Source organism: Streptomyces sp. cg36 (genome assembly GCF_041080675.1).
Taxonomy (GTDB): domain Bacteria; phylum Actinomycetota; class Actinomycetes; order Streptomycetales; family Streptomycetaceae; genus Streptomyces.
This window is the reverse complement of the sequence record NZ_CP163520.1, coordinates 5,195,046-5,219,737: the sequence shown is the minus strand read 5'-3', so window position 1 is coordinate 5,219,737 and position 24,692 is coordinate 5,195,046. Positions and strand designations below refer to the sequence as shown.

The window sequence follows — 24,692 nt, the reverse complement described above, 5'->3', positions numbered from 1 at the left end:
CAGGTCAACCCTTGTGTGGTGGTCGGGCCTTGCGTCCATACTGCTGACCGGCACCGGGTGACCGAGGGGGAGGTCGACAAGTGGCACACCCGCCGAGCACGCGCGCACCGCGGGCGCCCGCGAGGGCACCGGCGACGGCACCGGCACGTCCGGAGGCCCCGCCCGCCCCGCGCAAGGGCGGCTGGGCGGCCTCGCGCGAGCGGCTGCGCGCCGCCGCGACGACCGAGCCGGGCCGCCTGTGGATCATCGGCACGGTGGTGGCGGCGCTCGTCGTCGCCTTCGGCGCGGTGACCGCCTGGGAGGTCACCGACCGGGCGTCGGCGGCCGACGACGTGGTGAGCCACAGCCAGCCGCTGAGCGCCGACGCGGCCTCCATCTACCGCTCGCTGGCCGACGCCGACACCGCCGCCACCAGCGGCTTCCTGGCCGGCTCCAAGGAGGCCCGCGCCGTCCGCGAGCGCTATGAGTCGGACATCGCCACCGCCTCCCGGCTGCTGGTCAAGGCGGCGGCGAACACCACGGGCTCCTCCGAGTCGGCCGGCTCGATAGCCCGGCTGAACGAACAACTGCCTCTCTACAACGGCCTGATAGAGCAGGCCCGGGCCAACAACCGCCAGGGCTACCCGGTCGGCGGCGCCTATCTGCGGTACGCGAACGAGCAGATGGCCAAGACCCTGCTGCCCGCCGCCCAGACGCTGTACGAGGCGGAGACCGGCCGGCTCTACGAGGACTACGACCAGGCGGAGACCTGGCCCTACGCGGCGCTCGCGGTCGGCGCGGTCGCGCTGGGCGCGCTGTTCTGGGCCCAGCGGCGCAACTTCCTGCGCACCAACCGGGTCCTCAACCACGGTCTGGTCGCCGCCAGCGGCGCCTCGGTGGTCGTCCTGCTGTGGCTGGTCGCCGGGCACGCGGTGGCCGCGTCCGACCTGTCGACCTCGCGCACCCACGGCCAGGAGTCGCTGAAGGTGCTCAACGACGCCCGGATCAGCTCGCTCCAGGCCCGCGCCAACGAGAACCTGACGCTGGTGGCGCGCGGCGCCATCACGACGGCGGCGGGCAAGGACGCCTACGACGAGAGCTACAAGTCGCAGATGAAGGACCTGGTGGCCAAGCTCGGCTCGGCCACCGGCCTGGCCGACGACGACTCGGGGCGCACACCCGTGAGCGACGCGCGGGCCGCCGTCACCGAGTGGCAGACGCGGCACGAGAAGGTCCGCACGAGCGACGAGGCCGGCGACTACACCGACGCCCTGGACCGGGTCATCGGCGGCTCCGGCTCCACGGGCCAGTCCTTCGACCGGGTCGACGCGGCCCTGGAGCAGGCGATCGGCCATGAGCAACGGGAGTTCACCCGGGCCGCCACCGACGGCAGGGACGCGCTGACCGGGCTGCCGCTGGGTGCCGCCGTGCTGGCGGTCCTGGGCGCCGCGGCGGCCGGGGTCGGCATCAGCCGACGGCTGGCGGAGTACAGGTGAGCAGGGTGGGGACGAGCACGGCAGGGGTCCGAGGGGCACGGCGGTCACGGGAGGAGGCGCGATGAACAGGAACGGAAGGCTCCGCGGGTGGGGCGGCGTCGGCGGGATGGCCCTGGCCTGCGTCGCCGCGGCCTCCCTGCTCGTCCCGGTGTCCCGGCACGGCGCCGACGAGGACTCCGGGCGCGTCGGCGGCCGGGGCGTCGGGCAGGCCGTCCAGGCCAAGGCCGACACCTGCACGGACCCCGAGAAGAGCCTGCCGCCCTCGCGCGCCGGCGGCGCGTCGATCGACCGGATCAAGAAGTACGGCAAACTGCGCGCGGGAATCGACCAGAACAGCTTCCGCTGGGGCTACCGCAATCCGGCGAGCGGGGAGCTCGAAGGGTTCGACATCGACCTGGTGCGGGCCATCGCCAAGAGCATCCTGGGCGACCCGGACGCGGTGATCTACCGCGCCATCCCCACCAGCCAGCGCATCGCCGCCCTGGAGAACAACCAGGTCGACGTGGTGGTGCGGACCATGACGATCACCTGCAAGCGCAAGGAGCAGGTCGCCTTCTCCTCCGCCTACTTCGAGGCGGGCCAGCAGGTGCTGGCCCCCAAGGGCTCCCCGATCAAGGGGTACGACGACACCCTCAAGGGCAAGAGGGTCTGCGTCGCCACCGGTTCGACCGCCTTCGACGCGCTGGAGAGCGACTCCCACGGCGCGATCTACAAGAACCTGACCGCGCCCAACCAGCTGGACTGCCTGGTGCGCCTCCAGCTCGGCCAGGTCGACGCGGTGGTCACCGACAACGCGCTGGCGGCGGGCCAGGCCGCCCAGGACCCCACCGTCGAGCTCACGGGCCGGCCGTTCACCCAGGAGTACTACGGAGTCGCCACCAAGCTGGGCGAGGACGACCTGGTCCAGTGGATCAACCAGGTCCTGGTGGACTACCGCAGCGGCGGCGCGGACAGCCCGTGGATGACGGCGTACCGCAAATGGCTCGCCGCCGACCTGCGCGGGATATCGGGGCCGCCGGAGCCCAAGTAGCGTACGGGGCGGGCCACTTGCCCCGGTCCCGCGGCAGCGGGGAGCACGGCGGGCCGCCCCACGAGCCGCCCGCGCACACGCCGACACACACACCGACCCGCACGCACCAAGACCTACGCACCACGACGTACTCCACAAGACGCAGTTCCGAGCAGAGAGGTGATCGATGGGCGCGGGATCCTTCCCCGGCTCCTCCTCGGGGAGGCCCGCCCGGCCGGTGCTCGACCGGGACGAGGTCGACCGCGCCCTGACCCGGCTCGACGCCGAGCACGAGGCGATCGAGACGTCGCTGCTCGCGCTCCAGGACCACGCGGGACGCCGCCTCCTGGAAGGGGCCGGGCTGACCGGGGTCACCAAGGAGCGCTGGGCGGCGGCCGAGCAGTCGATCACCTTGCTGTGGGGGTACTTCGACGCGTACAAGGCGGCCGTGGACGGCGCCCGGGAGCTGCGCGAGCGGCGCCGCTGGCCCTCCCGCGAGGACCTGGTGGAGCTGACCGAGCGGCTGCGCGGCGAGTCGGTGACGGTCGCCGGGGCCGCCCTGCCGACCACACTGACCGGGCCCGCCCGGCTGACCGAGCGGTTCACCCTGGAGCAGCTCGTGCACCGGATGAACGAGCTGTACGCGCGCTCGCTCGACCTGGTCGTCGCGGCGGACGCGGTGTGGTCGGCGCTGCCGGCCCGGATAGACCTCCTCGCGGCCGAGCTGCACCGCACCCGGGGCCTGGCGCACTCGGTGGGCGTGCGCCCCGGCGAGCACCCGGCGGGCGACGACCTGGAGTCGATCACCGACGAGCTCACCGGGCTGCGGGCCCAGGTGGTCTCCGACCCGCTGGCGTTCTGGGTGTCCGCGGCGGGCAGCTCCGCCCCGGGCGGCGGGCGCCCGGACACCGAGCGCTACGACCGGGCCGCCCGCGCCCTGGAGGACGTGCGCCGGGAGATCGAGGCGGTCCTGACGGTCCGCCAGGACGCCGAGATGCGGCTGCTGCGGCTGCGGGACGTGCTCTCGCGCGCGGACCGCACGCTCACCGAGGCGCGGGCGGCCCGGGGCGAGGTGCTCGCCAAGATCGCCGCCTCCGAGGTGCCCGCGGTCAGCGGCCCGCCGACCGCGCTCCAGGAGCGCCTGGTGGCCGCCGCCGAGTACCGCAGGCACTCCCAGTGGCACCGGCTCTCCCCGCTGCTCGAAGCGCTGGAGCGGGAGGCCGAGGACGAACTGCTGCGCGCGCGTGAGTCGTTGACCGCCGTCACGGCGCCGCTGGCGGTCCGCGCGGAGCTGCGCGGCAGGCTCGACGCGTACAAGGCGAAGGTCGCCCGGCACGGCATGGCCGAGGACCCGCTGCTCATCGAACGGTACGACGCGGCGCGCCGGATGCTCTGGTCCGCGCCCTGCGACCTGCGCGTCGCCGAGGAGGCGGTGCTGCGGTACCAGCGGGCCGCGGCGGAGGTGCTGGTTCCCCGGCAGCCCGGACCCGTCGACCACAGGGGGGAATCGTGAGCGACCAGGAGAAGTGCCAGCGCCCCGGCTGCGAGGGCACCTACGAGGACATGGGCGGCGGGGAGCTGTACTGCGACACCTGCGGCCTGGCGCCGGTGGTCTCCCGGGCGGCGCCCGCCGCGCCGGGGTCCGGGTCCGGCAAGGAGGGCTCCGCGTCCCCGGCCGGGTCCGGCGGGGGCCGTCCGGGCGGCGGTTCGTCGTCGGCCCGCTCGGCGGGCTCGGGCGCCACCTCGGCGTCCGCCCGCTCCTCGCGTTCGGCCACGTCCCGGCGCTCGGTCTCCGGGCGGCTGTCGCGCTCGCTCACCGGCTCGGGCAGCGCCCGCTCGGTGTCGGTGCGCAGCTCGGGCCCGGCCACCGGCACCTCGGGGCGCAGCAGGCTCGGGGCGGGGCTGGTCACGGTGCCCGGGGTGCCGCGCCCCGATCCGGCGACGGCGGTGATGGAGCACCCGGAGGTCCCCGAGCGGAAGCGTTTCTGCTCGAAGTCGGACTGCGGGGCGCCGGTGGGCCGCTCGCGCGGGGAGCGGGCCGGGCGCACCGAGGGGTTCTGCACCAAGTGCGGCCACCCCTACTCGTTCGTCCCCAAGCTGCACCCGGGCGACATCGTGCACGGCCAGTACGAGGTGGTGGGCTGTCTGGCGCACGGGGGCCTGGGCTGGGTCTACCTCGCGGTCGACCGGGCCGTCTCGGACCGCTGGGTGGTCCTCAAGGGCCTGCTCGACACCGGCGACCAGGACGCGATGGCGGCGGCGATCTCCGAGCGGCGCTTCCTGGCCGAGATCGAGCACTCCAACATCGTCCGCATCTACAACTTCGTGGAGCACCTCGACCAGCGCACCGGCTCCATGGACGGCTACATCGTCATGGAGTACGTGGGCGGCAAGTCGCTCAAGGAGATCGCCAACGAGCGGCGCGGCCCGGGCGGCAAGCGCGACCCGCTCCCGGTCGAGCAGGCGTGCGCGTACGGGATCGAGGCGCTGGAGGCGCTCGGCCATCTGCACAGCCGCAACCTGCTGTACTGCGACTTCAAGGTCGACAACGCGATCCAGACCGAGGACCAGCTGAAGTTGATCGACATGGGCGCGGTGCGGCGGATGGACGACGACGAGTCGGCCATCTACGGCACGGTGGGCTACCAGGCGCCGGAGGTCGCCGAGGCCGGCCCCTCGGTCGCCTCCGACCTGTACACGGTGGCGCGCACCCTGGCCGTGCTGACCTTCGACTTCCAGGGCTACACCAACGTCTTCGCGGACAGCCTGCCCGACCCGGACACCAACGAGGTCTTCCGGACGTACGAGTCGTTCTACCGGCTGCTGGTGCGGGCCACCGACCCCGACCCGGCGCGCCGGTTCGCCTCCGCGCAGGAGATGGCCGAGCAGCTGACGGGGGTGCTGCGGGAGGTGGTGGCGCTCCAGACGGGCCGCCCGCACCCGGCGCTCTCCACCCTCTTCGGCACCGAACTGCGCGTCACCGACACGGAGTTGTTCGCCGAACTCACCACGGACGTCTCCGAGCTCGGGGCCCGGCCGGTGCCGGAGAGCCGCCGGGCGCGCAGACGCGCGGCGGCGGGCGGCGCCCCGGCGCCGGCTCCCCCGCCGCCCGCCGGGCCCGCCGCGGTGGCCGGGCCGACCGTCACGGCCGCCCCGCACCCGGCCCCGGCCGCCGCGCTCGCCCCGGTCTCCCCCGCGGCCGTCCCCGCGCCCCGCGCCGAAAGCGCGCCGGACACCCGCGGCGGACCGGGCGACGGATACCTGGCGCCGCTGGACGCGCGCGCCACCGCGCTCGCGCTGCCCGTGCCGCACGTGGATCCGGGCGACCCCAACGCCGGTTTCCTGGCGGGGCTGCTGGGCGCCGCGCCCGCCGAGCTGATCGGCGCGCTGCGGGCCGCGCCCACCAACTCCGTGGAGAAGCGGCTGCGCGAGCTGCGCGCCCGGCTGGACCTGGGCGAACTCGTCTCGGCGGGCAAGGCCCTGGCAGCCCTGGAGGCCGACCACCCCGACGACTGGCGGGTGGTCTGGTACCGCGGGATCGCCTCGCTGGTCGGCGGCGACCACGAGAACGCGGCGCTCTCCTTCGACGCGGTCTACGACGCGTTCCCCGGCGAGCCCACCCCCAAGCTGGCGCTCGGCGTCTGCGCGGAGGTGCTGGGGCAGCTGGACAACGCCGCCGAGTACTACCGCCTGGTGTGGGCGACCGACCCCAGCTACGTCAGCGCCGCCTTCGGACTCGCCCGGGTGCAACTGGCCTCCGGCGAGCGCACCGCCGCCGTCGCCACCCTGGAGTCGGTGCCGGAGGCGTCGATCCACTACACCGCGGCCCGGGTCGCGGCCGTCCGGGCCAGGCTGCGCCAACGCGCCCCGGGCGACGCGCTCTTCGGCGATCTGAGCGCGGCTGCGGGCCAGGTGGACGCGTTGCGGGGGTTCGGCCTCGACGCGGTGCGCCGGGAGCTGCTGGCCACCGAAGTCCTCGGCACGGCGCTCGACTGGGTACTCTCCGGAAGCCAGGGCGAACGGGCCGCGAACGGCTCGTCGGCCGCCGCCGTACTGCTGGACAGCGAGCTGGACGAGCGGGGGCTGCGGTTCGGCCTGGAGCGTTCGTACCGGGTACTCGCCCGGCTCGCCCGCAGCGGCGAGGAACGGATCGAACTGGTGGAGCGGGCCAACCGTTTCCGCCCCCGGACGTGGGTGTGAGTTGATGGCGCAGAAGCACCAGCCGGCAGCCGGGCTGTGCCCCGGCTGCGCGGAGCCGCTGGAGTCGGGCGACCGCTACTGCGGGGCCTGCGGGTACGACCTGTCGGCCGCGCCCGAGCCCCCGGCGGACACCCCGACGGTCGTGATGGGCACTCCGGTGGCGGGCGAGGCGTGGCCCGCCGCCCGCCCGGCGGCCGGCCCGGACGGCGGCTCCCCGGCCCCGGTGCAGCTGCCCGCCGAGCTGCCCGGCACCGACTCGGGCGGCAACCCGCTGCCCACCTTCGACGGGGCCGGGGAGGCCGGGCCGGACGACTACGCCCTGGCGGCCCCGGACCCGCGCGCGGGCGGCCCCGAGGCGGAGCCGGTCACCCATGTCACCGCGCCCGCCAAGGTGTGCGTGGCCTGCCGGGCGGGCCGGGTCGACACGGACGGCTACTGCGAGAACTGCGGGCACGCCCAGCCGCGCGAGCGCGACCACATGGAGCAGGAGCTGGGCCCGGTGGCGGCGGTCAGCGACCGGGGGCTGCGCCACCACCGCAACGAGGACGCGTTCGCGGTGTCCACCACCGCGCTGCCGGACGGCTCGCCCGCGGTCGTCGCGATCGTCTGCGACGGGGTCTCCTCGGCCACCCGCCCGGACGTGGCGTCGGCCACCGCCGCGGCCCGCGCCAACGAGTCGCTGCTGCAGGCACTGCCCCAGGGCACCCATCCGCAGCAGGCGATGCACGAGGCGATCGTGGCCGCCGCCGAGGCGGTCAACTCCCTGGCCGCGCCCGGCCGCGCCCCGGGCCACGACCCGCACCGCCACGAGAACGCCCCGGCCTGCACCCTGGTCGGCGCGATCACCGCGGGCGGGCTCCTGGTGGTCGGGTGGGTCGGCGACAGCCGGGCGTACTGGGTGCCCGACGACCGTGCGACCCCGCCCGCCCGGCTCACCGAGGACGACTCGTGGGCCGCGCAGATGGTGGCGGCGGGCCTGATGACGGAGGCCGACGCGTACGCGGACGAGCGGGCGCACGCCATCACGGGCTGGCTGGGCGCCGACGCCTATGAACTCGACCCGCACACCGCCTCGTTCAAGCCGGACCGCTCCGGGGTGGTGGTGGTCTGCACCGACGGGCTGTGGAACTACGCCGAGGGCGCCGAGGAGATGGCCGGGGCGGTACCGGCGGACGCGGCCGAACGGCCGCTGCACAGCGCCCAGGTGCTCGTCGGGCACGCCCTGGACGGCGGGGGCCACGACAACGTAACAGTGGCGGTCGTGCCGTTCGCGGTGGCGTCGGCAGGGGCAGGATCCGCCTACAACGCGACCTAGGCGCCGTTTTCCCCGCATTCCCGTCACTCCAGGCCCAGAAGCCTCAAGGAGCCCAGCAGATGGCCAACTTCTCCAAGTCGCACGCGCCGCAGTTCTCCGTCGAGGTCTACCAGAACGAGTACCTGCCGGAGGGCGGACGCGAGGTCAACGCCATCGTCACGGTGACGTCCACGGGCGGCGGCACGGTCGGCGGGGCGCCGCTCGCGGGGGCCGCCCTCTCGCCGTCCTTCATACCCGGGCAGGCGCCGGGCGCCGCCGTGGTGATCATGGTCGACTGCTCGGGTTCGATGGACTACCCGCCGACGAAGATGCGCAACGCGCGCGACGCCACGGCCGCCGCCGTCGACACCCTGCGCGACGGGGTCACCTTCGCGGTGGTCGCCGGCACCCACCAGGCCAAGGAGGTCTACCCGGGCAACGGGCGCCTCGCCACCGCGAGTGCGGAGACCCGCGCGCAGGCCAAGGAGGCGCTGCGCTCGCTGAGCGCGGGCGGCGGCACCGCCATCGGCACCTGGCTGCGGCTGGCCGACCGGCTGCTCGGCTCGGCCGAGGCGCCCATCCGGCACGGCATCCTGCTCACCGACGGGCGCAACGAGCACGAGTCGCCCGAGGACCTGCGGGCCGCGCTCGACGCCTGCTCGGGCCGGTTCACCTGCGACGCCCGCGGGGTCGGCACCGACTGGGAGGTCAAGGAGGTCACCGCGATCGCCTCCGCGCTGCTGGGCACCGCCGACATCGTGGCCGACCCCTCGGGCCTGGCCGCGGACTTCACGCGGATGATGGCGGACGCGATGGGCAAGGAGGTCGCGGACGTCGCACTGCGGCTGTGGACGCCGGTCGGCACCGAGATCCTCTTCGTGAAGCAGGTCGCGCCCACCGTGGAGGAGCTGACCGCCCGGCGCACCGACTCGGGGCCGCGCTCCGGCGACTACCCGACCGGCTCCTGGGGCGACGAGTCCCGCGACTACCACGTGTGCGTCCGCGTCCCGGAGGCCGGGATCGGCCAGGAGATGCTGGCAGCCCGGGTCTCGCTGGTCCTGCCGGACCCGGCGGGCGGCACCTCGCAGACGCTCTCGCAGGGGCTGGTCCGCGCGGTGTGGACCGAGGACATGGCCGCCTCCACCGCCATCAACCCGCAGGTCGCCCACTACACCGGCCAGGCCGAACTGGCACAGGTCATCCAACAGGGCCTCGATGCCCGCAAGTCCGGCGATATCGACGGCGCCACCGCCAAGCTCGGCCGGGCCGTCCAGCTCGCCGCCGCCTCCGGCAACGCCGATACGGCCAAGCTGCTGGCGAAGGTGGTGGACGTCGTCGACGAGGCGACGGGTACTGTGCGACTCAAGGCGAAGGTCGAGGAGGCGGACGAGATGACTCTCGAAACCCGGTCGACCAAGACCGTACGCGTGAAGAAATAGCCCGAAACGCGCCACCGCACCCGGCGGTCCGCGCGCCAGCGACACCACTTGAGTGCCTCGGCCCGAGGGCCGGACGAGGAGAGGGGGAAGCGACTCCATGCCGACCTGCCCGAACGGACACCAGTCGGGTTCCGACGACTGGTGCGAGGTCTGCGGCCATCGCATGGGCGCCGTGCCGCCGCCTCCCCCGCCCCCGCCCCCCGCCTTCCAGCAGGGCCCGCCCCCGCAGGGCGGCTACGGCTACCCCGGCCCCGCGGCGCCCGCCGCACCGGCCGAGCTCTGCCCCCAGTGCCGCACGCCCCGGGAGGGCAACACGCCCTTCTGCGAGGAGTGCCGCTGGAACTTCCTGACCCAGAAGGCCACCTCGTACACACCGCTGGCGCCCCAGCCCGCCCCCGCGCAGGGCCAGGGCCTCAATCTGCCGCCGGGCTTCCAGTCGCCGCCGGGTCCGCCCGGGCGGCCGGTGTCGCCGCAGCCGCGCGACCCGTACGAGTACCAGAGCTCGCGGCCCTCCCAGGTGAACCGGCCCGCCGAGCCGCTCACCGGCGCCCCCGGGGCCCAGCAGGGCCCGCCGTCGTTCCGCCAGCCCCCGCCCGCGGCGCCGAACGGCGAGGCCGCCGGGCGTCCCGGGCCGCCGCCCTCCTTCCCGCAGGGCCCCCCGGCCCCGCCCGCGTTCACCCAGGCCGGGCCGCCCGCGCCGCCGACGTTCCCGCGGCGCTCGGAGGCCGACGACGACTGGCCGCAGCCGCAGCCGCAGCCGACGGCGCCGGGCGACGACTGGCCCCGGCACACCGAGGCCCCCGGCGACGACTGGCCCCGGCGCGCCGAGGCCGGGGACGACTGGCCGCAGCGGACCGAGGCCGGGGACGACTGGATGATCCAGCCGCCCGCGCAGACCGGCCCGCCCCAGCACGTCCAGCCGCCCGCTCCGCCCCAGCAGACCCAGGCCCCGCAGCAGCCGCAGCAGCACCGGCCGCCGCAGCAGACGTTCCAGGCTCCGCCGCCCCAGCCGCTCGGCTGGACGGTGACCATCGGCCCGGACCGTGACTACTTCATGGCCATGATGCAGCGCAGCGGGCCGGAGGCCGCGGGCCTCAACCTGCCCGCGTACTCGCCGGAGCAGCAGCGTCCGCTCACCGGCAGCCAGCTCACCATCGGCCGCCGCCGCCACTCCACCGGCGAGGCGCCCGACATCGACCTGGCCGTGCCGCCGGAGGACCCGGGCGTCTCGCACCAGCACGCGGTCCTGGTGCAGCAGCCCGACGGCGGCTGGGCGGTGGTCGACCAGAACTCCACCAACGGCACCACCATCAACGGCGCCGAGGAGCCGATCCAGCCGTACGTGCCGGTGGCGCTGCAGGACGGCGACCGGGTGCACGTGGGCGCCTGGACGACCCTGACCGTCCGCCGGGGCTGAGCCGGCCGGGGCCGGGCACGGCCCCGGTCACGCGGCGGCGACCTCCCGCAGGGGCCAGGCACAGGGCCCCCGCGGGTCGTCCAGCCAGGCCCACTGGCGCTCGGCGGTCACCGTCACCCCGAACCGCTCGCGCCCGGGGTGCCCCTCGCGCCGCCACAGCTCGTACGCCTCGTACGGGTCGAGGCTGCCGGCGGTGAGCGCCAGCAGGAAGCGGAACAGCTCGCTCTGCGCGCCCGGGTGCGGCAGACCGCCCGCGCGGGAGGCGCCGGGCGCGGGCGCCACGCCCCGCAGCGGCACGAAGTAGGCCGGGGTGGGCAGGAAGCGGCCCTCGGCGTGCCCGGCGTCGCGCACCCGCAGCACGATCAGGCCGGTGGCGAGGGGCGCCTCGATCAGCGCCCCCGGCACGCACTGCGCCAGCCAGCCCGCCGGGACCGACGGCAGGGTGCAGGTGGCCAGGATCCGGTCGAAGGGGGCGCGGGCGGGGCAGCCGCGCGCCCCGTCGCCGGTCAGCACCGCCGGGCGGTAGCCCGCGGCGGCCAGGTGCGCGCGGGCCGACTCGGTGATCTCCGGGTCCAGGTCGACGGTGGTGACCCGGTCCTCGCCCAGGCGGTGGCAGAGCAGGGCCGCGTTGTAGCCGGTCCCGGCGCCGATCTCCAGGACCGCGGCGCCGTCCTCGATCTCCAGCACCTCCAGCATCCGGGCCATCAGCGAGGGCTGGCTGCTGGAGGAGAGCAGTTCGCCGTCGCGCAGCCGCGTGGCCAGCGGGGTGTCCTCGTACGCCCCGGCCAGCCAGCGCGCGCGCCGGGCCGGGTCCGGGTCCTGGCCCCACATCCGCTCGTACCCGCCGGGGCGGGCGGTGAAGTAGGAGGGCACGAAGAGGTCGCGGGGCACCTCCTCGAAGGCGGCCCGCCAGGCCGGGTCGGCGAGAGCGCCCCCGGCGGCGATCTCCGCCACCAGGGCCGCGCGCGCCTCGGCGGCCGGGTCCCGGTCTGCGCCCATGTGTCCACTGTGCTGCCCCCGGGCCGGGGAGGCGAGTGGTCCTACGTCCCCGGTCCTCGGCCGGGCCATCTGAGACCATGGACGTGTGCCGCATTCCCGGGGGAGAACCCCTGGACCCCGGGCCGAGGCCGGGGGGCCGGGCCGAATGACATTGCGAGGCGTACACAGGTGAACGAGATTCCGCGCGGCACGCTTCAGGAGCAGACCTTCTACGAGCAGGTCGGCGGCGAGGAGACGTTCCGGCGCCTGGTGCACCGGTTCTACCAGGGCGTCGCCGAGGACCCGCTGCTGCGGCCGATGTACCCGGAGGGCGATCTGGGCCCGGCCGAGGAGCGGCTCGTGCTGTTCCTCATGCAGTACTGGGGCGGCCCGCGCACCTACAGCGACAACCGGGGCCACCCCCGGCTGCGGATGCGGCACGCGCCGTTCACGGTGGACCGGGCCGCGCACGACGCCTGGCTGACCCACATGCGCACCGCCGTGGACGAGCTGGGCCTCTCCCCGGAGCACGAGACGACGCTCTGGAACTACCTCACCTATGCCGCCGCGTCGATGGTGAATACGGCCGAGTAGCGCGGAAGTTCTCGTTCCGATCACCGCGTCCCCGGAATCCGGCACTCCCTGATCGCATTTCGATCACAAAAAGGTCAAGGAGGCCCGGCAAGCGGTTTCCCCGGGCCCGTGCGCTCTGAAAGCATCCGGACAGACTTTCGGGGGCTGCACATTTCCAGGGGGCGCGGGTGGCGGGATTCGTCTTTCTGCGGGCACGCGCGCACCGGCTGCTGCTGACCGCGGCGCTGCTGGCCGTTCTGCTCACGACCTCGGTGCTGGCCGCCCTGGCCGCCTTCTCCGGCTCCATCGGCGACGCGGCCCTGCGCCACGGCCTGCGCAACGAGTCCGCCGCCCCCGCCGCACTGATCGTCAAGGCCGATGTGCCCGAGGCCAAGCGGCGGGCCGCCGACGACACGGTGCGCGCCGGGGCCCGCCGCACCTTCAACGGCCTCCCCGTCACCACCCGGACGCTGGTCCAGTCCGGCCCCTACGCGCTGCCGCGCTCCCTCCAGAGCCCGGACGCCCGCAAGGGCGAGCCCGATCTGACCCTCTTCGCCGCCATGGACCGCAGCCGGGTCAAGCTCACCCAGGGCCGCTGGCCCACCGCGGGCGGCACCGGCCACGACGTGGAGGCGGCCCTGCCCGAGAGCGCGGCCACCCTGCTCGGGCTGCGCGGCAAGCCCGTCACCCTGACCCTCACCGACCGCCTCACCGGCCCGCCCGTCACCGTCAAGGTCACCGGCCTGTACCGGCCGGCCGACGCCACCGAGCCGTACTGGCAGCTCGACGACCTCGGCGGCCGGGGCATGCGCAAGGTCAACTTCACCACGTACGGGCCGCTGCTCACCGACCCCGCCGTCCTCGGCGCCGGCCGGGTGCACGCGGGCCAGACGTCCTGGCTCTCCTCCGCCGACTTCTCCACCCTCACCACCGGTGGACTCGGCGCCCTGCGCACGGCGGCCCGCCAGGGCCCCGGGGCGCTCGTCGAGGGCGAGCCCTTCGGCGGCGACGCCACCGCGGTCACCGGCCTGCCCGACGTACTGGACCGGGCCGAGCGCGGACTGCTGGTGTCCCGCTCGACGCTGCTGATCGTGGCCCTGCAACTGGCCCTGCTCGCCGGTTACGCGCTGCTCCTGGTGGCCCGGATGCTCAGCAGCGAGCGCGGCGGCGAGAGCACGCTGCTGCGCGCCCGGGGCGCCTCGCGCGCCCGCCTCCTCGGCCTCTCGGCGACCGAGGCGCTGCTGCTCGCCGTCCCGGCCGCGCTGGTCGCACCGCTGCTCGCGGGCCCGCTCACCCGGCTGCTCGCCGGACACGGCCCGCTCGCCCGCATCGGCCTCCACCTGGACACCGGCCCCCGGGGCACGGTGTGGCTGGTGTCGGCGCTGGTCGCGCTCGGCTGCGCCGTCGCGGTGGTGGCCCCGGCCCTGTCCGCCGGGCGCTCCGGGCGCGGGCGCGAGGCCGCGCTGCCCGCCCCCGTGCGCGCCGGGGCCGATCTCGGCCTGCTGGTCGTCGCCGGCGTCGCCTACTGGCAGCTGGACCGCCAGACCTCCGGCTCCGGCACGCTCAGCGGCGACCGCGACGGCGGCCTCGGCATCGACCCGCTCCTGGTGGCCGCGCCCGCGCTGGCGCTGCTGGCCGGAACCGTACTGACCCTGCGGCTGCTGCCGCCGGTGGCCCGGCTCGCCGAGCGCCGGGCCGCGAGCGGGCGCGGCCTGCCCGCCGCCCTCGCGGGCTGGCAGCTCAGCCGCCGCCCGCTGCGCGGCGCGGGCCCGGTGCTGCTGCTGGTGCTCGCGGTCGCCATGGGCATGCTGGCGATCGGGCAGTCCTCGTCCTGGGACCGCTCGCAGGAGGACCAGGCCGACTTCCGGGCGGGCGCCTCCGTCCGCGTACTCGGCGCCGGGACCAGCGGTCTGGGCCAGGCCGGTTCCTACGACGCGCTGCCCGGCGTACGGGCGGTGGCCCCGGCCGCGCGCTCCTCGATGATGCTCTCCGGCGACCGCTCGGCGACCGTGCTCGCCCTGGACACCGAGCACTCCGGCGATCTGCTGCTCCGCCCCGACCTCGCCGACCGCCCGGCCCGCGCGCTGCTCTCCCGGCTCGCCCCGCCCCCGGCCGCCCGGACCGGCGCGCTGCTGCCCGCGGACGCCTCCGAGGCCGTACTGACCCTGCGCCTGGCCGCCGACGGCGGGCCCGGGCGCGTCGACACCGTGCTGAGCGTGACCGTCGAGGACCGCTTCGGGCTGAGCTACCAGCTGCCCGCGGGCGGCCTGCGGGCCGACGGAAGCACCGTCGAGAGCCGGATCTCGCTGGACCGGGCGGCGGGCGCGCCGGTGGGCCGCCCCGCCGGGCCGCTCGCCGTGACCGGCTTCCAGCTGGACTTCGCCGTGCCGTTCGGGGTCTCCGAGCGGCACAGCTTCACCGTGTCCGCGCTGCGGGCCGTCACCCGCGACGGGCAGACCCGTACGGTGGCGCTGCCCGCCGCCGACCGCTGGCGGGCCTCGGCCGCCGACTCCGCGCAGGGGCCGGACGCCCGCGAGAGGCTGTTCCCGGCCGCCCAGGGGCAGGCCCTGACCGTCCCGTACAGCACCGGCGTGGCCCCGTCGTCGTTCGACCCCCTCGACGGCGCCCCCAGCCGGACGGTGACCGTCTCCTCCCCCCGGCCCGCACCGGGCGAGGTCGCCGCCGTCGCCAGCGACCGCTTCCTCGCCTCCAGCTCGACCAAGGTCGGCGACACCGTGACCACCGTCCTCAACGGGCAGAGCATCCGCGCGAAGGTCGTGGCCCGGGTCAGCGGCATCCCGACGGCCGGAGCGGACGCCGAGGGCACCGACCCCGCCCACGACGGCGGCGCGCTCCTGCTCGACCTGCGCGCGGTCAACCGGCAGCTCGCCACCACCGACACCGCGGGCCTCGCCCCCACCGAGTGGTGGCTGTCCACCGACGCGGGCGCCGGGGCGCGCGCGGCGCAGGCGCTGCGGGCCCGGCCCGACATCGATCCGCAGCAGGTCACCGTCCGCGACGAGGTCGCCGACCGGCTGCGCAACGACCCGCTGGGCGCCGGGCCGCAGGCGGCCCTGGCCGCCGCCGCGATCGTGGCCGCCGCCCTCGCGGCGGTCGGCTTCGCGGTCAGCGCGGCGGGCTCGCTGCGCGAACGCGCCGCGGAGTTCTCGGTGCTGCGGGCGCTCGGCGCCCCGCGCCGCCAGCTCGCCCGGCTGATCGCCGCCGAACAGGGCGTGCTGATCGCGCTGGCGCTGCTGGTGGGGCTCGCCCTGGGAGAAGTGCTGACCCGGGCGGTGGTGCCGCTGATCGTGCTGACCGGGCGGGCCACCCAGCCCGTGCCGCCGGTGCTGGTCGAACTGCCCGCCGGGCGGCTCGCCCTGCTGTTCGCGGGGGTCGCCGCCGTACCGCTCCTGATCGTCGCGGCGCTCGCGCTGCGGCGCACCGACCCGGCGGTCTCGCTGCGCCACCAGGGGGACGACTGACATGACTGCCAAGACCGCCGCCCCCTGGGTGCGGACCCGGCTGCGGACCGCGCCCGGCGCGGCCTGCGCCCTCGGCCTGCTGGTGCTGCTCACCGCGTTCCTGGCGGCGGCGCTGCCGCGCGGCACCGACGCGTACGAGGACCGGGGGCTGCGCCACACGGTGGCCTCGGCGGCACCGGAGAACACCGTGCTCCGGCTCGCCGCCGCGCCGCCCCCGCCCGAGGACCCGGGGGCCGTCGGCCCGCGGCGGCTGGCCGAGGACGTCCAGCGCTCCTACGACACGCTCCGCGCGCCGCTGCGGGTGGACCGGGACCAGTCGGCGTACGGGCTGCGCACCACCGACAAGGTGATCGCCGACTCCCCGCTCGACTCCTGGCTGGCCCGGCCCGAGGGGCTGCCGCCCCGGCTGATGCTGGCCACGCGCTCCGCGCTCGCCGACCACGCCCGGCTGACGGCGGGACGGCTGCCCTCCGCGAAGCCGTCCGGCGCCGCCACGGCGCAGGCGGCGGTCACCGCCGCGACCGCCAAGGCCCTGCGCATCAAGCCCGGTTCGGTCCTCCACCTGCCCGGCGCCCACTCCGGCGAGGTCACCGTGACCGTCACCGGGATCGTGGAGCCGCTGAAGCCGTCGGCGAGCTACTGGGCGACCGCGTCCGTGCTGCACCAGCCGCAGCTCGTGCCGCAGGTGCCCGGCCAGCCCGACGCGCCGCGCTACTGGTACGCCGGTCTGCTGGTCGGCGACGAATCGGCCGCCACCTTGCTGAACACGGCGGGCGCGCCCGAGCTGTACGCGGACATCGCCCCGGACACCGCAGCCATGACGGCCCGCGGACTGGCCGCGCTCACCGCCTCGGTGGCCGCCGTCGAGGGCGGCCCGACGCTCGCCGAGATCCGCGGCCAGCTGGGCGGCGAGGCCGTCGTCAGCACCCAGCTCGACGCGGTGTTCGCGCAGTTCTCCGCCGTACGCGACTCGATCGGCCCGGTCGTCGCGGTCGCCTCCTTCGGCACCGCGACCGTGGCGGGCGTCGTCCTGCTGATGGCGGGCGGACTGGCGACCGCGCGCCGGGGCGCCGAACTCACCCTGCTGCGCGCCCGGGGCGGCTCGCTGCGCGGCATCGGCGCCCGGCTCGCCGCCGAGACCGCCGTGGTGGTGCTCCCCGCGGCGGCCCTGGGCCTGGGCCTCGCGGTCCTGGTGATCCGCAGCGGACGGCTGGGGCCCGCGCTGCTGGCGGTGGCCGTCGTGGCGGCCGTGTCGACGCTGGCCCTGCCGGTGCGCGCGATGCTCGCCCACCGCACGGTCCGCTCGGCCGCCGACCGCGCCGACCTCGTCCGCGTCCGGCCCTCGCGCCGCCGTACGGTCGCCGAACTGACGCTGCTGGTACTGGCGGTGGGCGCGGTCGTGGCTCTGCGCCGCCGCTCCACCGAAGCGGGCTCCGACTCGCTGGTCAGCTCGGCCCCGGTGCTGGTCGGAGTGATCTCCGCGCTCGTCCTGGTCCGCCTGTACCCGCTGCCGCTGCGCTGGGCCGCGCGCCCGGCCGCCCGGCTCCGCGGCACCGTCGGCTTCCTCTCGCTGGCCCGCGCGGGCCGCGCCCCGGCGGCGGGGTGCTCCCGCTGCTCGCCCTGCTCACGGCGCTGACCACGGCCGCGTTCGGCGGCTCGGTGCTGGCCGGGGTGGCGGACGCGCGGGACCGGGCCGCGCTGTACACGACGGGCGCCGACGCCCGGATCGAGACGGCGGCCCTGCTCCCGAAGGACCTGCCGGGCCGGGTGGCGAAGGTGGCGGGCGTCTCGCTCGCGGTCCCCGCCCGGATCGACTACAGCGTGGACACCCCGTACGGCGACCGGATCACCGTGGTGGGCGCGGAGCCCGGAGCGTACGCCCGGCTCGCCGACCGCACCGGCCTCGGCCCCTTCGCACCGGGCGACCTGACGGCCGGGGCCAAGGGCGCCGCCCTGCCCGCCCTCGCCTCCCCGCGGGTCGCGGCGGGCCTGGGCCGGGGGCCCCGGGACGTCGTGGTGGCCGGGTACCGGCTGACCGTCCGGGTCGTCGCGGTCCGCGCGCACACCCCCGCCGTCCCGCGCGGCGACTTCCTGCTGGTGGACTCGGCCGCGCTGGGCGCCAAGGCGCCGACCGCGCTGCTCGTCGACGGCAAGGACGTGGACGCGGCGCGGCTGCGCCGGGTGGTGAAGACCTCGTCGGCCGGCTCCACGTCCGCGCCGACCGTGCAACTGCTCTCCGAGACCCGTGCCAGGCTGGTCGACTCCCCGCTCCAGACGGGCGCCGAGCGCGTCTACACGGCGGCGGTGGCGGCGGGCGCGGGCTACGCGGCGCTGGCGCTGATGCTGTCGCTGCTGCGGGGCGCGCCGGAACGGTCGGCGCTGCTCGCCCGGCTGCGGACCATGGGTCTCACCCGCCGCCAGGGCCGGCGCCTGCTGGTCCTGGAGTCCCTGCCGCAGGCGGTGCTCGCGGCGGTCGGCGGCGCGCTGACGGGCTGGGCGGCGATCGAACTCCTCGCGCCCGGCGTGAACTTGACGGGCCTGGCCCTCGCGGCCTCGCCCGCGCAGGCGGTGGCGGCGGGCGGCCTGCGCACGGACGCGCTGTCGCTGCTGGTGCCCGCCGGGTGCGTGGTGGTGCTGACGACGGCGGTGGCGGCGACACAGGCGTGGTGGACGAGCCGGCGTGGCTCGGTCACGGAGCTGAGGGCAGGGGATGCGCGATGACGGGGACCAGGACCGGGACGACGACGACCGGGGCGGCGAAGACCGGGGTCCGGACGCTGGCGGAGCTGGAGGCGCGGGCGACGTCCCGCCGCGACCGGCCCGCGTACGGCCATGACGCCCTGATCGCCTGCGACCGGCTGGTCCGGATCTTCACCACGGACGGCGTCGAGGTCCAGGCCCTCCAGGGGCTCGATCTCCTGGTCGACGAGGGCGAGTTGATGGCCCTGGTGGGTGCGTCGGGCAGCGGCAAGTCGACGCTGATGAACATCCTGGCGGGGCTGGACGTGCCCACGGCCGGGGCGGCCTCGGTGGCCGGCCGGGACCTGCTGGCCATGGACGCCAAGGCGCGGCTGAGCTACCGCCGGGAGGTGGTGGGCTTCGTCTGGCAGCAGACGGCCCGCAATCTGCTGCCGTATCTGACGGCGGTGCAGAACGTCTCCCTGCCGATGCAGCTGCGCGGGCGCGCCAAGCGCAAGGCGGACCGGGCGGACGAGCTCCTGAACATGCTGGGCGTCGGGCACTGCCGCGACCGCCGGCCGCACCAGATGTCCGGCGGCGAGCAGCAGCGCGTCGCCATCGCGGTGGCCCTCGCCAACAACCCCTCGGTCCTGCTGGCCGACGAGCCCACCGGCGAGCTCGACTCCACCACGGCCGGGCAGATCTTCGCCGCGTTCCGCACGGCCAACGAGGAGCTGGGCACCACGATCGTGATCGTCACCCACGACCAGGCGGTGGCCGGCGAGGTCCGCCGCACGGTCGCCATCCGCGACGGCCGCACCGCCACGGAGGTCCTGCGCCGCACCCACGTCGACGAGACGACGGGCGAGGAGTCGATAGTGGCCCGCGAGTACGCGATGCTCGACCGAGCGGGCCGCCTCCAGCTCCCCACGGAGTACACGGAGACACTCGGAATGGAACGCAGGGTCCTCCTGGAACTGGAGCAAGACCACATCCAGGTCTGGCCGGACACCACACCCACCCCGCAGGAGAAGCAGCCGGAGTAACCCGGAAGCACGGGGCTACCCCACAGCCGAACGAGGGTTCCCAGGGGGCGCGGGGAACGGCGCGAGCAACCGGCCATGCCCCGCAGCCGAAGGCGGGTTTCCAGGGGGCGCGGGGAACGGCGCGAGAAGCGACCACGGTCTACAGGCAAAAGAGGGGTTGACCAGGACCGCAGGCCCGGCACAGAGGGGCGCGCGGAACGGCGCGAGCAACCGGCCACGACCCGCAGCCGAAGGCGGGTTTCCAGGGGGCGCGGGGAACGGCGCGAGAAGCGACCACGGTCTACAGGCAAAAGAGGGGTTGACCAGGACCGCAGGCCCGGCACAGAGGGGCGCGGGGAACGGCGCGAGCAACCGGCCACGACCCGCGGGCAAAAGAGGGTGGCGAGGGCCGCAGGCCCAGCGGAAGGGGGTCCGGGGCGAAGCCCAGGGAAGGAGCCCCTTACACAGGGGACAGCGGCAGCGCCCCCACACCAACCCGCCGCACCACCACAGACCCGTAAGCCGTACGCAACCGCAACCAAGCCCCCGCAGAAAGCAGCGCAGGCTCGACCCCGCCCCCCCGAAGGAACCCCAGGGACTGCGCCGCGTGCACCACCCGCAACGGCACCCCCGTCTCCCCCAGCGTCCGCGACCAGATCTCCCGGCCGATCCGGTCCCGCTCGGCCCGGGTACGGCCGCCCTCGGGCAGCGCCGCGTCCCGCGCCCGGAACTCCTCGACCGCCGCCGCCACCGCACCCCGGATCTGCGCGGCCCCCGGCAGCCCGGGCACCTGCCGCCAGCCGCCGCGCGGCGGCAGCACGCCCGCCCACGGCGGCCCGGTCACGGCCGACGGCACCACGACGGCCGAGGCCGGCTCGTCGATCGCCTCCAGCAGATCCCCCGCCGAGACGGTGACGTCGAGCTCCACCACCGCGTCCAGCCGGACCGTACGCACCGCGAGGACCTCGAAGGCGGGCGGACGGCCGAAGACCGCCAGCGCGCCGCCACCGGCCTGCAGCCGCACGGCCGCCGCCCGGTCGTAGTGGATCAGCCGGGCCAGGAAGGCGGCGAGATCCGCCGCCTCCCCCGCGTCGGCGAAGCCCAGCTTCAGGGTCATGCCGCGGCCCGCTCCGCACGCGCCCCGGACTTCGGGGAGCCCGAGGACTCCGGGGCCTCCAGGTACTCCTGGAGGAACGCCTTCTCCTCAGCGGATATCCGCCGGGGCCGCCCCGCCGCCAGGTCGTAGGGCACGACGACCGTCGCCGCCCGCACGTACACCTGCTCGGGGTCCTTGACCTCGTACGCGATCGTCAGCGACGCCGCGCCGATCCGGGTGACCCACGACTCGACGGTCACCGGTGCGTGGCGGTGCACCAGCGGCCGTACGTAGTCGATCTCGTGCCGGGCCACTACGGACCCGCCGGAGAACGACGGCGAGCCGTCCCCCGGCGCCAGCCGGAACATGAAGTCGATCCGGGCCTCCTCCAGATAGCGGAGGAAGACCACGTTGTTGACGTGCCCGAAGGCGTCCATGTCCGACCAGCGGAGCGGGCAGCTGTAGATGTGGCGAGCCAAGAAGATCAGCCCCGGGTGAGCTTCTTGTAGGTGGCACGGTGCGGACGCGCCGCGTCGGCCCCGAGGCGCTCGATCTTGTTCTTCTCGTACGACTCGAAGTTGCCCTCGAACCAGTACCACTTCGAGTCGCCCTCGTACGCCAGGATGTGCGTGGCGACCCGGTCCAGGAACCAGCGGTCGTGGGAGATCACGACAGCGGCACCCGGGAACTCCAGCAGCGCGTTCTCCAGCGAGGAGAGCGTCTCGACGTCGAGGTCGTTGGTGGGCTCGTCGAGGAGCAGCAGGTTGCCGCCCTCCTTGAGCGTCAGCGCCAGGTTGAGGCGGTTGCGCTCACCACCGGAGAGCACCCCGGCCGGCTTCTGCTGGTCCGGGCCCTTGAAACCGAACGCGCTGACGTACGCGCGCGAGGGCATCTCGACCTGGCCCACGTTGATGTAGTCCAGCTCGTCCGACACGACCGCCCAGAGGGTCTTCTTGGGGTCGATGTTGGCACGGCTCTGGTCGACGTACGAGATCTTCACGGTCTCGCCGACCCGGATGGAGCCCGAGTCGGGGGTCTCCAGGCCCTGGATCATCTTGAACAGCGTGGTCTTGCCCGCGCCGTTCGGACCGATGACGCCCACGATGCCGTTGCGCGGCAGCGTGAAGGACAGGTCGTCGATGAGGACCTTGTCGCCGAACGCCTTGGAGAGGTTCTCGACCTCGACGACGATCGAGCCCAGACGCGGGCCCGGCGGGATCTGGATCTCCTCGAAGTCCAGCTTCCGCATCTTGTCCGCCTCGGCCGCCATCTCCTCGTAACGGGCCAGACGCGCCTTGGACTTGGTCTGCCGGCCCTTGGCGTTGGAGCGGACCCACTCGAGCTCTTCCTTGAGCCGCTTGGCGCGCTTGGCGTCCTTCTGCCCCTCGACCTTGAGGCGGGACGCCTTCTTGTCCAGGTACGTGGAGTAGTTGCCCTCGTACGGGATGGCCCGGCCGCGGTCGAGCTCCAGGATCCACTCGGCCACGTTGTTCAGGAAGTACCGGTCGTGGGTGACCGCGACGACGGCGCCCGGGTACTTCGAGAGGTGCTGCTCCAGCCAGTTCACCGACTCGGCGTCGAGGTGGTTGGTGGGCTCGTCGAGGAGGAGCAGGTCGGGGGCCTCGATCAGCAGCTTGCAGAGCGCCACGCGGCGCTTCTCGCCACCGGAGAGGTTGACCACGGGCCAGTCGGCGGGCGGGCAGCCCAGCGCGTCCATGGCCTGCTCCAGCTGGGCGTCGAGGTCCCAGGCGTTGGCGTGGTCGAGGTCCTCCTGGAGCTTGCCCATCTCCTCGAGGAGCGCGTCCGAGTAGTCGGTCGCCATGAGCTCGGCGACCTCGTTGAAGCGCTTCAGCTTGCCCATGATCTCGGCGGCGCCGTCCTGCACGTTCTCCAGGACCGTCTTCGTCTCGTCCAGCTGCGGCTCCTGCATGAGGATGCCGACGCTGAAGCCCGGGCTCAGGAACGCGTCGCCGTTGGAGGGCTGCTCAAGGCCCGCCATGATCTTGAGAACGGTGGACTTACCGGCACCGTTCGGACCGACCACACCGATCTTCGCGCCGGGCAGGAAGCTCAGCGTGACGTCGTCAAGGATCACCTTGTCGCCGTGCGCCTTGCGCGTCTTGCGCATGGTGTAGATGTACTCAGCCAAGAGAAACCGTCCGGCAGTGTGAATCGGGCTGTGGGCAGATACACCCCATCTTGCCAGTCGTCCAGCCCTGCGGGCGAATGGGTAGGTCAGGGGCTCCTGATCAGGGGACCTTCAGCCGACCGCTCCCCCCGGGCGGTCGGCGTTGGTCGTCGCCAGTCGGCGTTGGCGGCCCCCGGACGGCCCACAGACGGCCCCGGCCGGGCGTCAGGAAGAGCGCGAAACAGCGCCCGGAGCAGGGGTCAGGTCAATGAATCCGTGATCACTCGGCCGGGCCGGGCGCTGAGCCAGCCAGCCCGAGACACGCGGGCCGCCGTTGACCGCTCCCCCTTCCCTCACGGTCCGGACGTGATCGAATCCCTGGCGGAGGTAGTAGCGCTGTAGCCCCTCGTTCGTGGTCCAGGCATCGAGCCGGAGCCACTTCGCGGACGCGCGGTACGCCCGGTCCCCTGCCCAATCAACCAACCGGCCACCGACGTTCTGTCCGGCATGGGTGCGGGCCACGGTGAGCTTGTTGATGAACATCGAGGGCTCACTCAGTTCGTCGGCCGTCCAGAGACCCGCCTCGGCTTCCGGCGTCAGCGTGATCGTGGCAGCGGTGACGTCACCGTCACGGACCATGAACACGGTCCCGCTCTCGATGGTGGCCAAGAGGCGGTCGGCCGGGTAGGGACGGCTCCACTGGTCGCTGCCGAGTTCCCTAAGCCAAGCCGCCGCCTCCTCTCGGAAGGCGAGCAGCTTGGACAGGTCGCCCGGCTGGGCAGGGGTGATTATCACTGGGGCTCGTTCTCGCTTCGGGCACCCAAGGCGCCGATCTCGTAGTTCATCCGGTTCAGGTCGCCCCGGAAGGTGGTGATCGTGCACCGGATCGGGCGCTCATCCGAGTAGCCGGTACGCGTCCACAGGAGCACCGGCACCCCCGCTCCTATCTCCAAAAGCCGAGCCTCCTCCGGCGTCGGCATGCGGGTAGCGATCTCGTCGAAGTACCCGATCTGCTCGATGCCGAGGCTCGCGAGATAGCGCGTGGTCCCTTCTGCGATGTCCCCCGGCTCGGTCAGACGCGGCCCCTTGGCCACCAGCCACTCCGGATAGTGGGTGGCTTGCGTGGACCACGGCACGTCGTCGACGAACCGGTGGCAGAAGCGCAAGACTGCCGTGGCGCCCGCTTCGACCTTGAGCCGTTCGGCCACGTATTCCGGGGCCGGGGTGAGCTCTACACGGAAGGTCTGATGCGGCCGACGCCCGGCGGCCGTCACGTCAGTGCTGTACGCGTCACCGTTCTGCGGGAGATCCAGATTCTCGAAGCGGGAGGCGTTGAGCACGAAGACTTCGTGCGACCGCACCTCATACCCGAGCCCCTGGCTGGACGAGATCAGCCCCTCTGTGACCAGCAGGTTCAGACCCGACCGCACCGTGTTGCGGGACGCGTCGAACCGGGCGGACAGCTCACTTTCTGACGGCAGCCGCGCCCCCGGGGCGTACGTGCCGTTGTCGATCTCGCGGCGGAGCGCATCGGCCACCTGTCGGTACTTCGGCTGCTTGCTCATGCCCTCATCATGACGCACTCGCGCAACTTGTTGGTACATGTGGGCCCCAATCCCTTGACGACTCACCCTCCGTGGGTGCAGCATCACTACATCAGCTTGTACCAACAAGTTGAGCAAGCGGTGTAATCCCGCTTAGTGCACCACCGGTACGAACCAGGGGCCCCGCGTTGGTCGGGGGGAGGTTTCCCGGCGCCTTGTCAGCCGGAGGGTTCGAGACCGAAAGGTCACGTCTCCATACACCTTCGCCGGGTCGGCGGCTCAGCCGTCGGCCCGTAAGGAGACCTGTGCACCACTTCTGATCTTCCGCAGCGCTTCGTGTGCTGCGGCCGGTT

Annotated in this window: 16 protein-coding genes and 1 pseudogene; 11 read left to right on the top strand and 6 right to left on the bottom strand. The window is 74.5% G+C overall.

Going from position 1 to position 24,692, the window contains the following annotated elements:
• Nucleotides 1-80 precede the first annotated feature (80 nt).
• The 7 genes from AB5J87_RS23115 to AB5J87_RS23085 all read left to right on the top strand — a co-directional run bounded on the left by AB5J87_RS23115 (nt 81) and on the right by AB5J87_RS23085 (nt 10,834).
• On the top strand, nt 81-1,475 hold the full coding sequence (locus AB5J87_RS23115; protein WP_369378938.1) for a hypothetical protein: 1,395 nt from the start codon (nt 81-83) through the stop codon (nt 1,473-1,475).
• A gap of 61 nt (nt 1,476-1,536) precedes the next feature.
• The gene (locus AB5J87_RS23110; protein WP_369378936.1) at nt 1,537-2,505 is read left to right on the top strand and encodes a glutamate ABC transporter substrate-binding protein; all 969 of its coding nucleotides are present in this window, start codon (nt 1,537-1,539) and stop codon (nt 2,503-2,505) included.
• A 166-nt stretch (nt 2,506-2,671) separates the two neighbouring features.
• Entirely contained in the window at nt 2,672-3,997 is a 1,326-nt protein-coding gene (locus AB5J87_RS23105; protein WP_369378935.1) for a hypothetical protein, read from the top strand.
• Between the two features lie 50 nt (nt 3,998-4,047).
• Complete coding sequence (locus tag AB5J87_RS23100; RefSeq protein ID WP_369383638.1) at nt 4,048-6,684, top strand: tetratricopeptide repeat protein; 2,637 nt, start codon at nt 4,048-4,050, stop codon at nt 6,682-6,684.
• A 4-nt stretch (nt 6,685-6,688) separates the two neighbouring features.
• Entirely contained in the window at nt 6,689-7,999 is a 1,311-nt protein-coding gene (locus tag AB5J87_RS23095; protein WP_369378933.1) for a protein phosphatase 2C domain-containing protein, read from the top strand.
• 59 nt (nt 8,000-8,058) lie between these two features.
• Nucleotides 8,059-9,417 (top strand): VWA domain-containing protein, encoded by a 1,359-nt coding sequence (locus tag AB5J87_RS23090; RefSeq protein WP_369378931.1) that lies wholly within the window; start codon nt 8,059-8,061, stop codon nt 9,415-9,417.
• 97 nt (nt 9,418-9,514) lie between these two features.
• The gene (locus tag AB5J87_RS23085; RefSeq protein WP_369378929.1) at nt 9,515-10,834 is read left to right on the top strand and encodes an FHA domain-containing protein; all 1,320 of its coding nucleotides are present in this window, start codon (nt 9,515-9,517) and stop codon (nt 10,832-10,834) included.
• A gap of 27 nt (nt 10,835-10,861) precedes the next feature.
• On the opposite strand, the gene AB5J87_RS23080 is transcribed toward AB5J87_RS23085, so the two are convergent.
• Complete coding sequence (locus AB5J87_RS23080) at nt 10,862-11,833, bottom strand: methyltransferase domain-containing protein (RefSeq protein WP_369378928.1); 972 nt, start codon at nt 11,831-11,833, stop codon at nt 10,862-10,864.
• A gap of 168 nt (nt 11,834-12,001) precedes the next feature.
• Here AB5J87_RS23080 and AB5J87_RS23075 point away from each other — a divergent pair, with 168 nt between their 5' ends.
• The 4 genes and pseudogenes from AB5J87_RS23075 (at nt 12,002) to AB5J87_RS23060 (ending at nt 19,592) form a co-directional block, all read left to right on the top strand.
• Nucleotides 12,002-12,406: a globin gene (locus tag AB5J87_RS23075; RefSeq protein WP_369378927.1), complete on the top strand. Its 405-nt coding sequence runs from the start codon at nt 12,002-12,004 to the stop codon at nt 12,404-12,406.
• A 167-nt stretch (nt 12,407-12,573) separates the two neighbouring features.
• Entirely contained in the window at nt 12,574-15,867 is a 3,294-nt protein-coding gene (locus tag AB5J87_RS23070) for an FtsX-like permease family protein (protein WP_369378925.1), read from the top strand.
• A gap of 1 nt (nt 15,868) precedes the next feature.
• Nucleotides 15,869-18,588: pseudogene (locus tag AB5J87_RS23065) on the top strand (FtsX-like permease family protein).
• Nucleotides 18,585-19,592 carry an ABC transporter ATP-binding protein gene (locus AB5J87_RS23060; RefSeq protein WP_369378924.1) on the top strand — a complete coding sequence of 336 codons (1,008 nt, stop codon included), beginning with the start codon at nt 18,585-18,587 and terminating at the stop codon, nt 19,590-19,592. Before AB5J87_RS23065 ends, AB5J87_RS23060 begins: the two are co-directional and overlap by 4 nt.
• 439 nt (nt 19,593-20,031) lie before the next feature.
• On the opposite strand, the gene AB5J87_RS23055 is transcribed toward AB5J87_RS23060, so the two are convergent.
• From AB5J87_RS23055 to AB5J87_RS23035, 5 genes are all read right to left on the bottom strand, one after another.
• Nucleotides 20,032-20,688, bottom strand: coding sequence for a hypothetical protein (locus AB5J87_RS23055; RefSeq protein WP_369378922.1), 657 nt, complete (start codon nt 20,686-20,688; stop codon nt 20,032-20,034).
• Nucleotides 20,685-21,146, bottom strand: coding sequence for an acyl-CoA thioesterase (locus AB5J87_RS23050; RefSeq protein WP_369378921.1), 462 nt, complete (start codon nt 21,144-21,146; stop codon nt 20,685-20,687). The genes AB5J87_RS23055 and AB5J87_RS23050 overlap by 4 nt, the downstream gene beginning before the upstream one ends.
• Nucleotides 21,147-21,151: 5 nt before the next feature.
• Nucleotides 21,152-22,816, bottom strand: a complete 1,665-nt coding sequence (gene ettA, locus AB5J87_RS23045; RefSeq protein WP_190091387.1) for an energy-dependent translational throttle protein EttA — start codon at nt 22,814-22,816, stop codon at nt 21,152-21,154.
• A 204-nt stretch (nt 22,817-23,020) separates the two neighbouring features.
• Nucleotides 23,021-23,590, bottom strand: a complete 570-nt coding sequence (locus AB5J87_RS23040) for a GNAT family N-acetyltransferase (RefSeq protein ID WP_369378920.1) — start codon at nt 23,588-23,590, stop codon at nt 23,021-23,023.
• Nucleotides 23,587-24,360, bottom strand: a complete 774-nt coding sequence (locus AB5J87_RS23035) for a GntR family transcriptional regulator (RefSeq protein ID WP_369378918.1) — start codon at nt 24,358-24,360, stop codon at nt 23,587-23,589. The genes AB5J87_RS23040 and AB5J87_RS23035 overlap by 4 nt, the downstream gene beginning before the upstream one ends.
• Nucleotides 24,361-24,692 lie beyond the last annotated feature (332 nt).

Coding starts and splice junctions, on each gene's coding strand:
- AB5J87_RS23110 (WP_369378936.1), top strand. CDS start 1,537: ATGAACAGGAACGGAAGGCTCCGCGGGTGGGGCGGCGTCGGCGGGATG.
- AB5J87_RS23105 (WP_369378935.1), top strand. CDS start 2,672: ATGGGCGCGGGATCCTTCCCCGGCTCCTCCTCGGGGAGGCCCGCCCGG.
- AB5J87_RS23100 (WP_369383638.1), top strand. CDS start 4,048: ATGGGCGGCGGGGAGCTGTACTGCGACACCTGCGGCCTGGCGCCGGTG.
- AB5J87_RS23095 (WP_369378933.1), top strand. CDS start 6,689: ATGGCGCAGAAGCACCAGCCGGCAGCCGGGCTGTGCCCCGGCTGCGCG.
- AB5J87_RS23090 (WP_369378931.1), top strand. CDS start 8,059: ATGGCCAACTTCTCCAAGTCGCACGCGCCGCAGTTCTCCGTCGAGGTC.
- AB5J87_RS23085 (WP_369378929.1), top strand. CDS start 9,515: ATGCCGACCTGCCCGAACGGACACCAGTCGGGTTCCGACGACTGGTGC.
- AB5J87_RS23080 (WP_369378928.1), bottom strand. CDS start 11,833: ATGGGCGCAGACCGGGACCCGGCCGCCGAGGCGCGCGCGGCCCTGGTG.
- AB5J87_RS23060 (WP_369378924.1), top strand. CDS start 18,585: ATGACGGGGACCAGGACCGGGACGACGACGACCGGGGCGGCGAAGACC.
- AB5J87_RS23055 (WP_369378922.1), bottom strand. CDS start 20,688: ATGACCCTGAAGCTGGGCTTCGCCGACGCGGGGGAGGCGGCGGATCTC.
- AB5J87_RS23035 (WP_369378918.1), bottom strand. CDS start 24,360: ATGAGCAAGCAGCCGAAGTACCGACAGGTGGCCGATGCGCTCCGCCGC.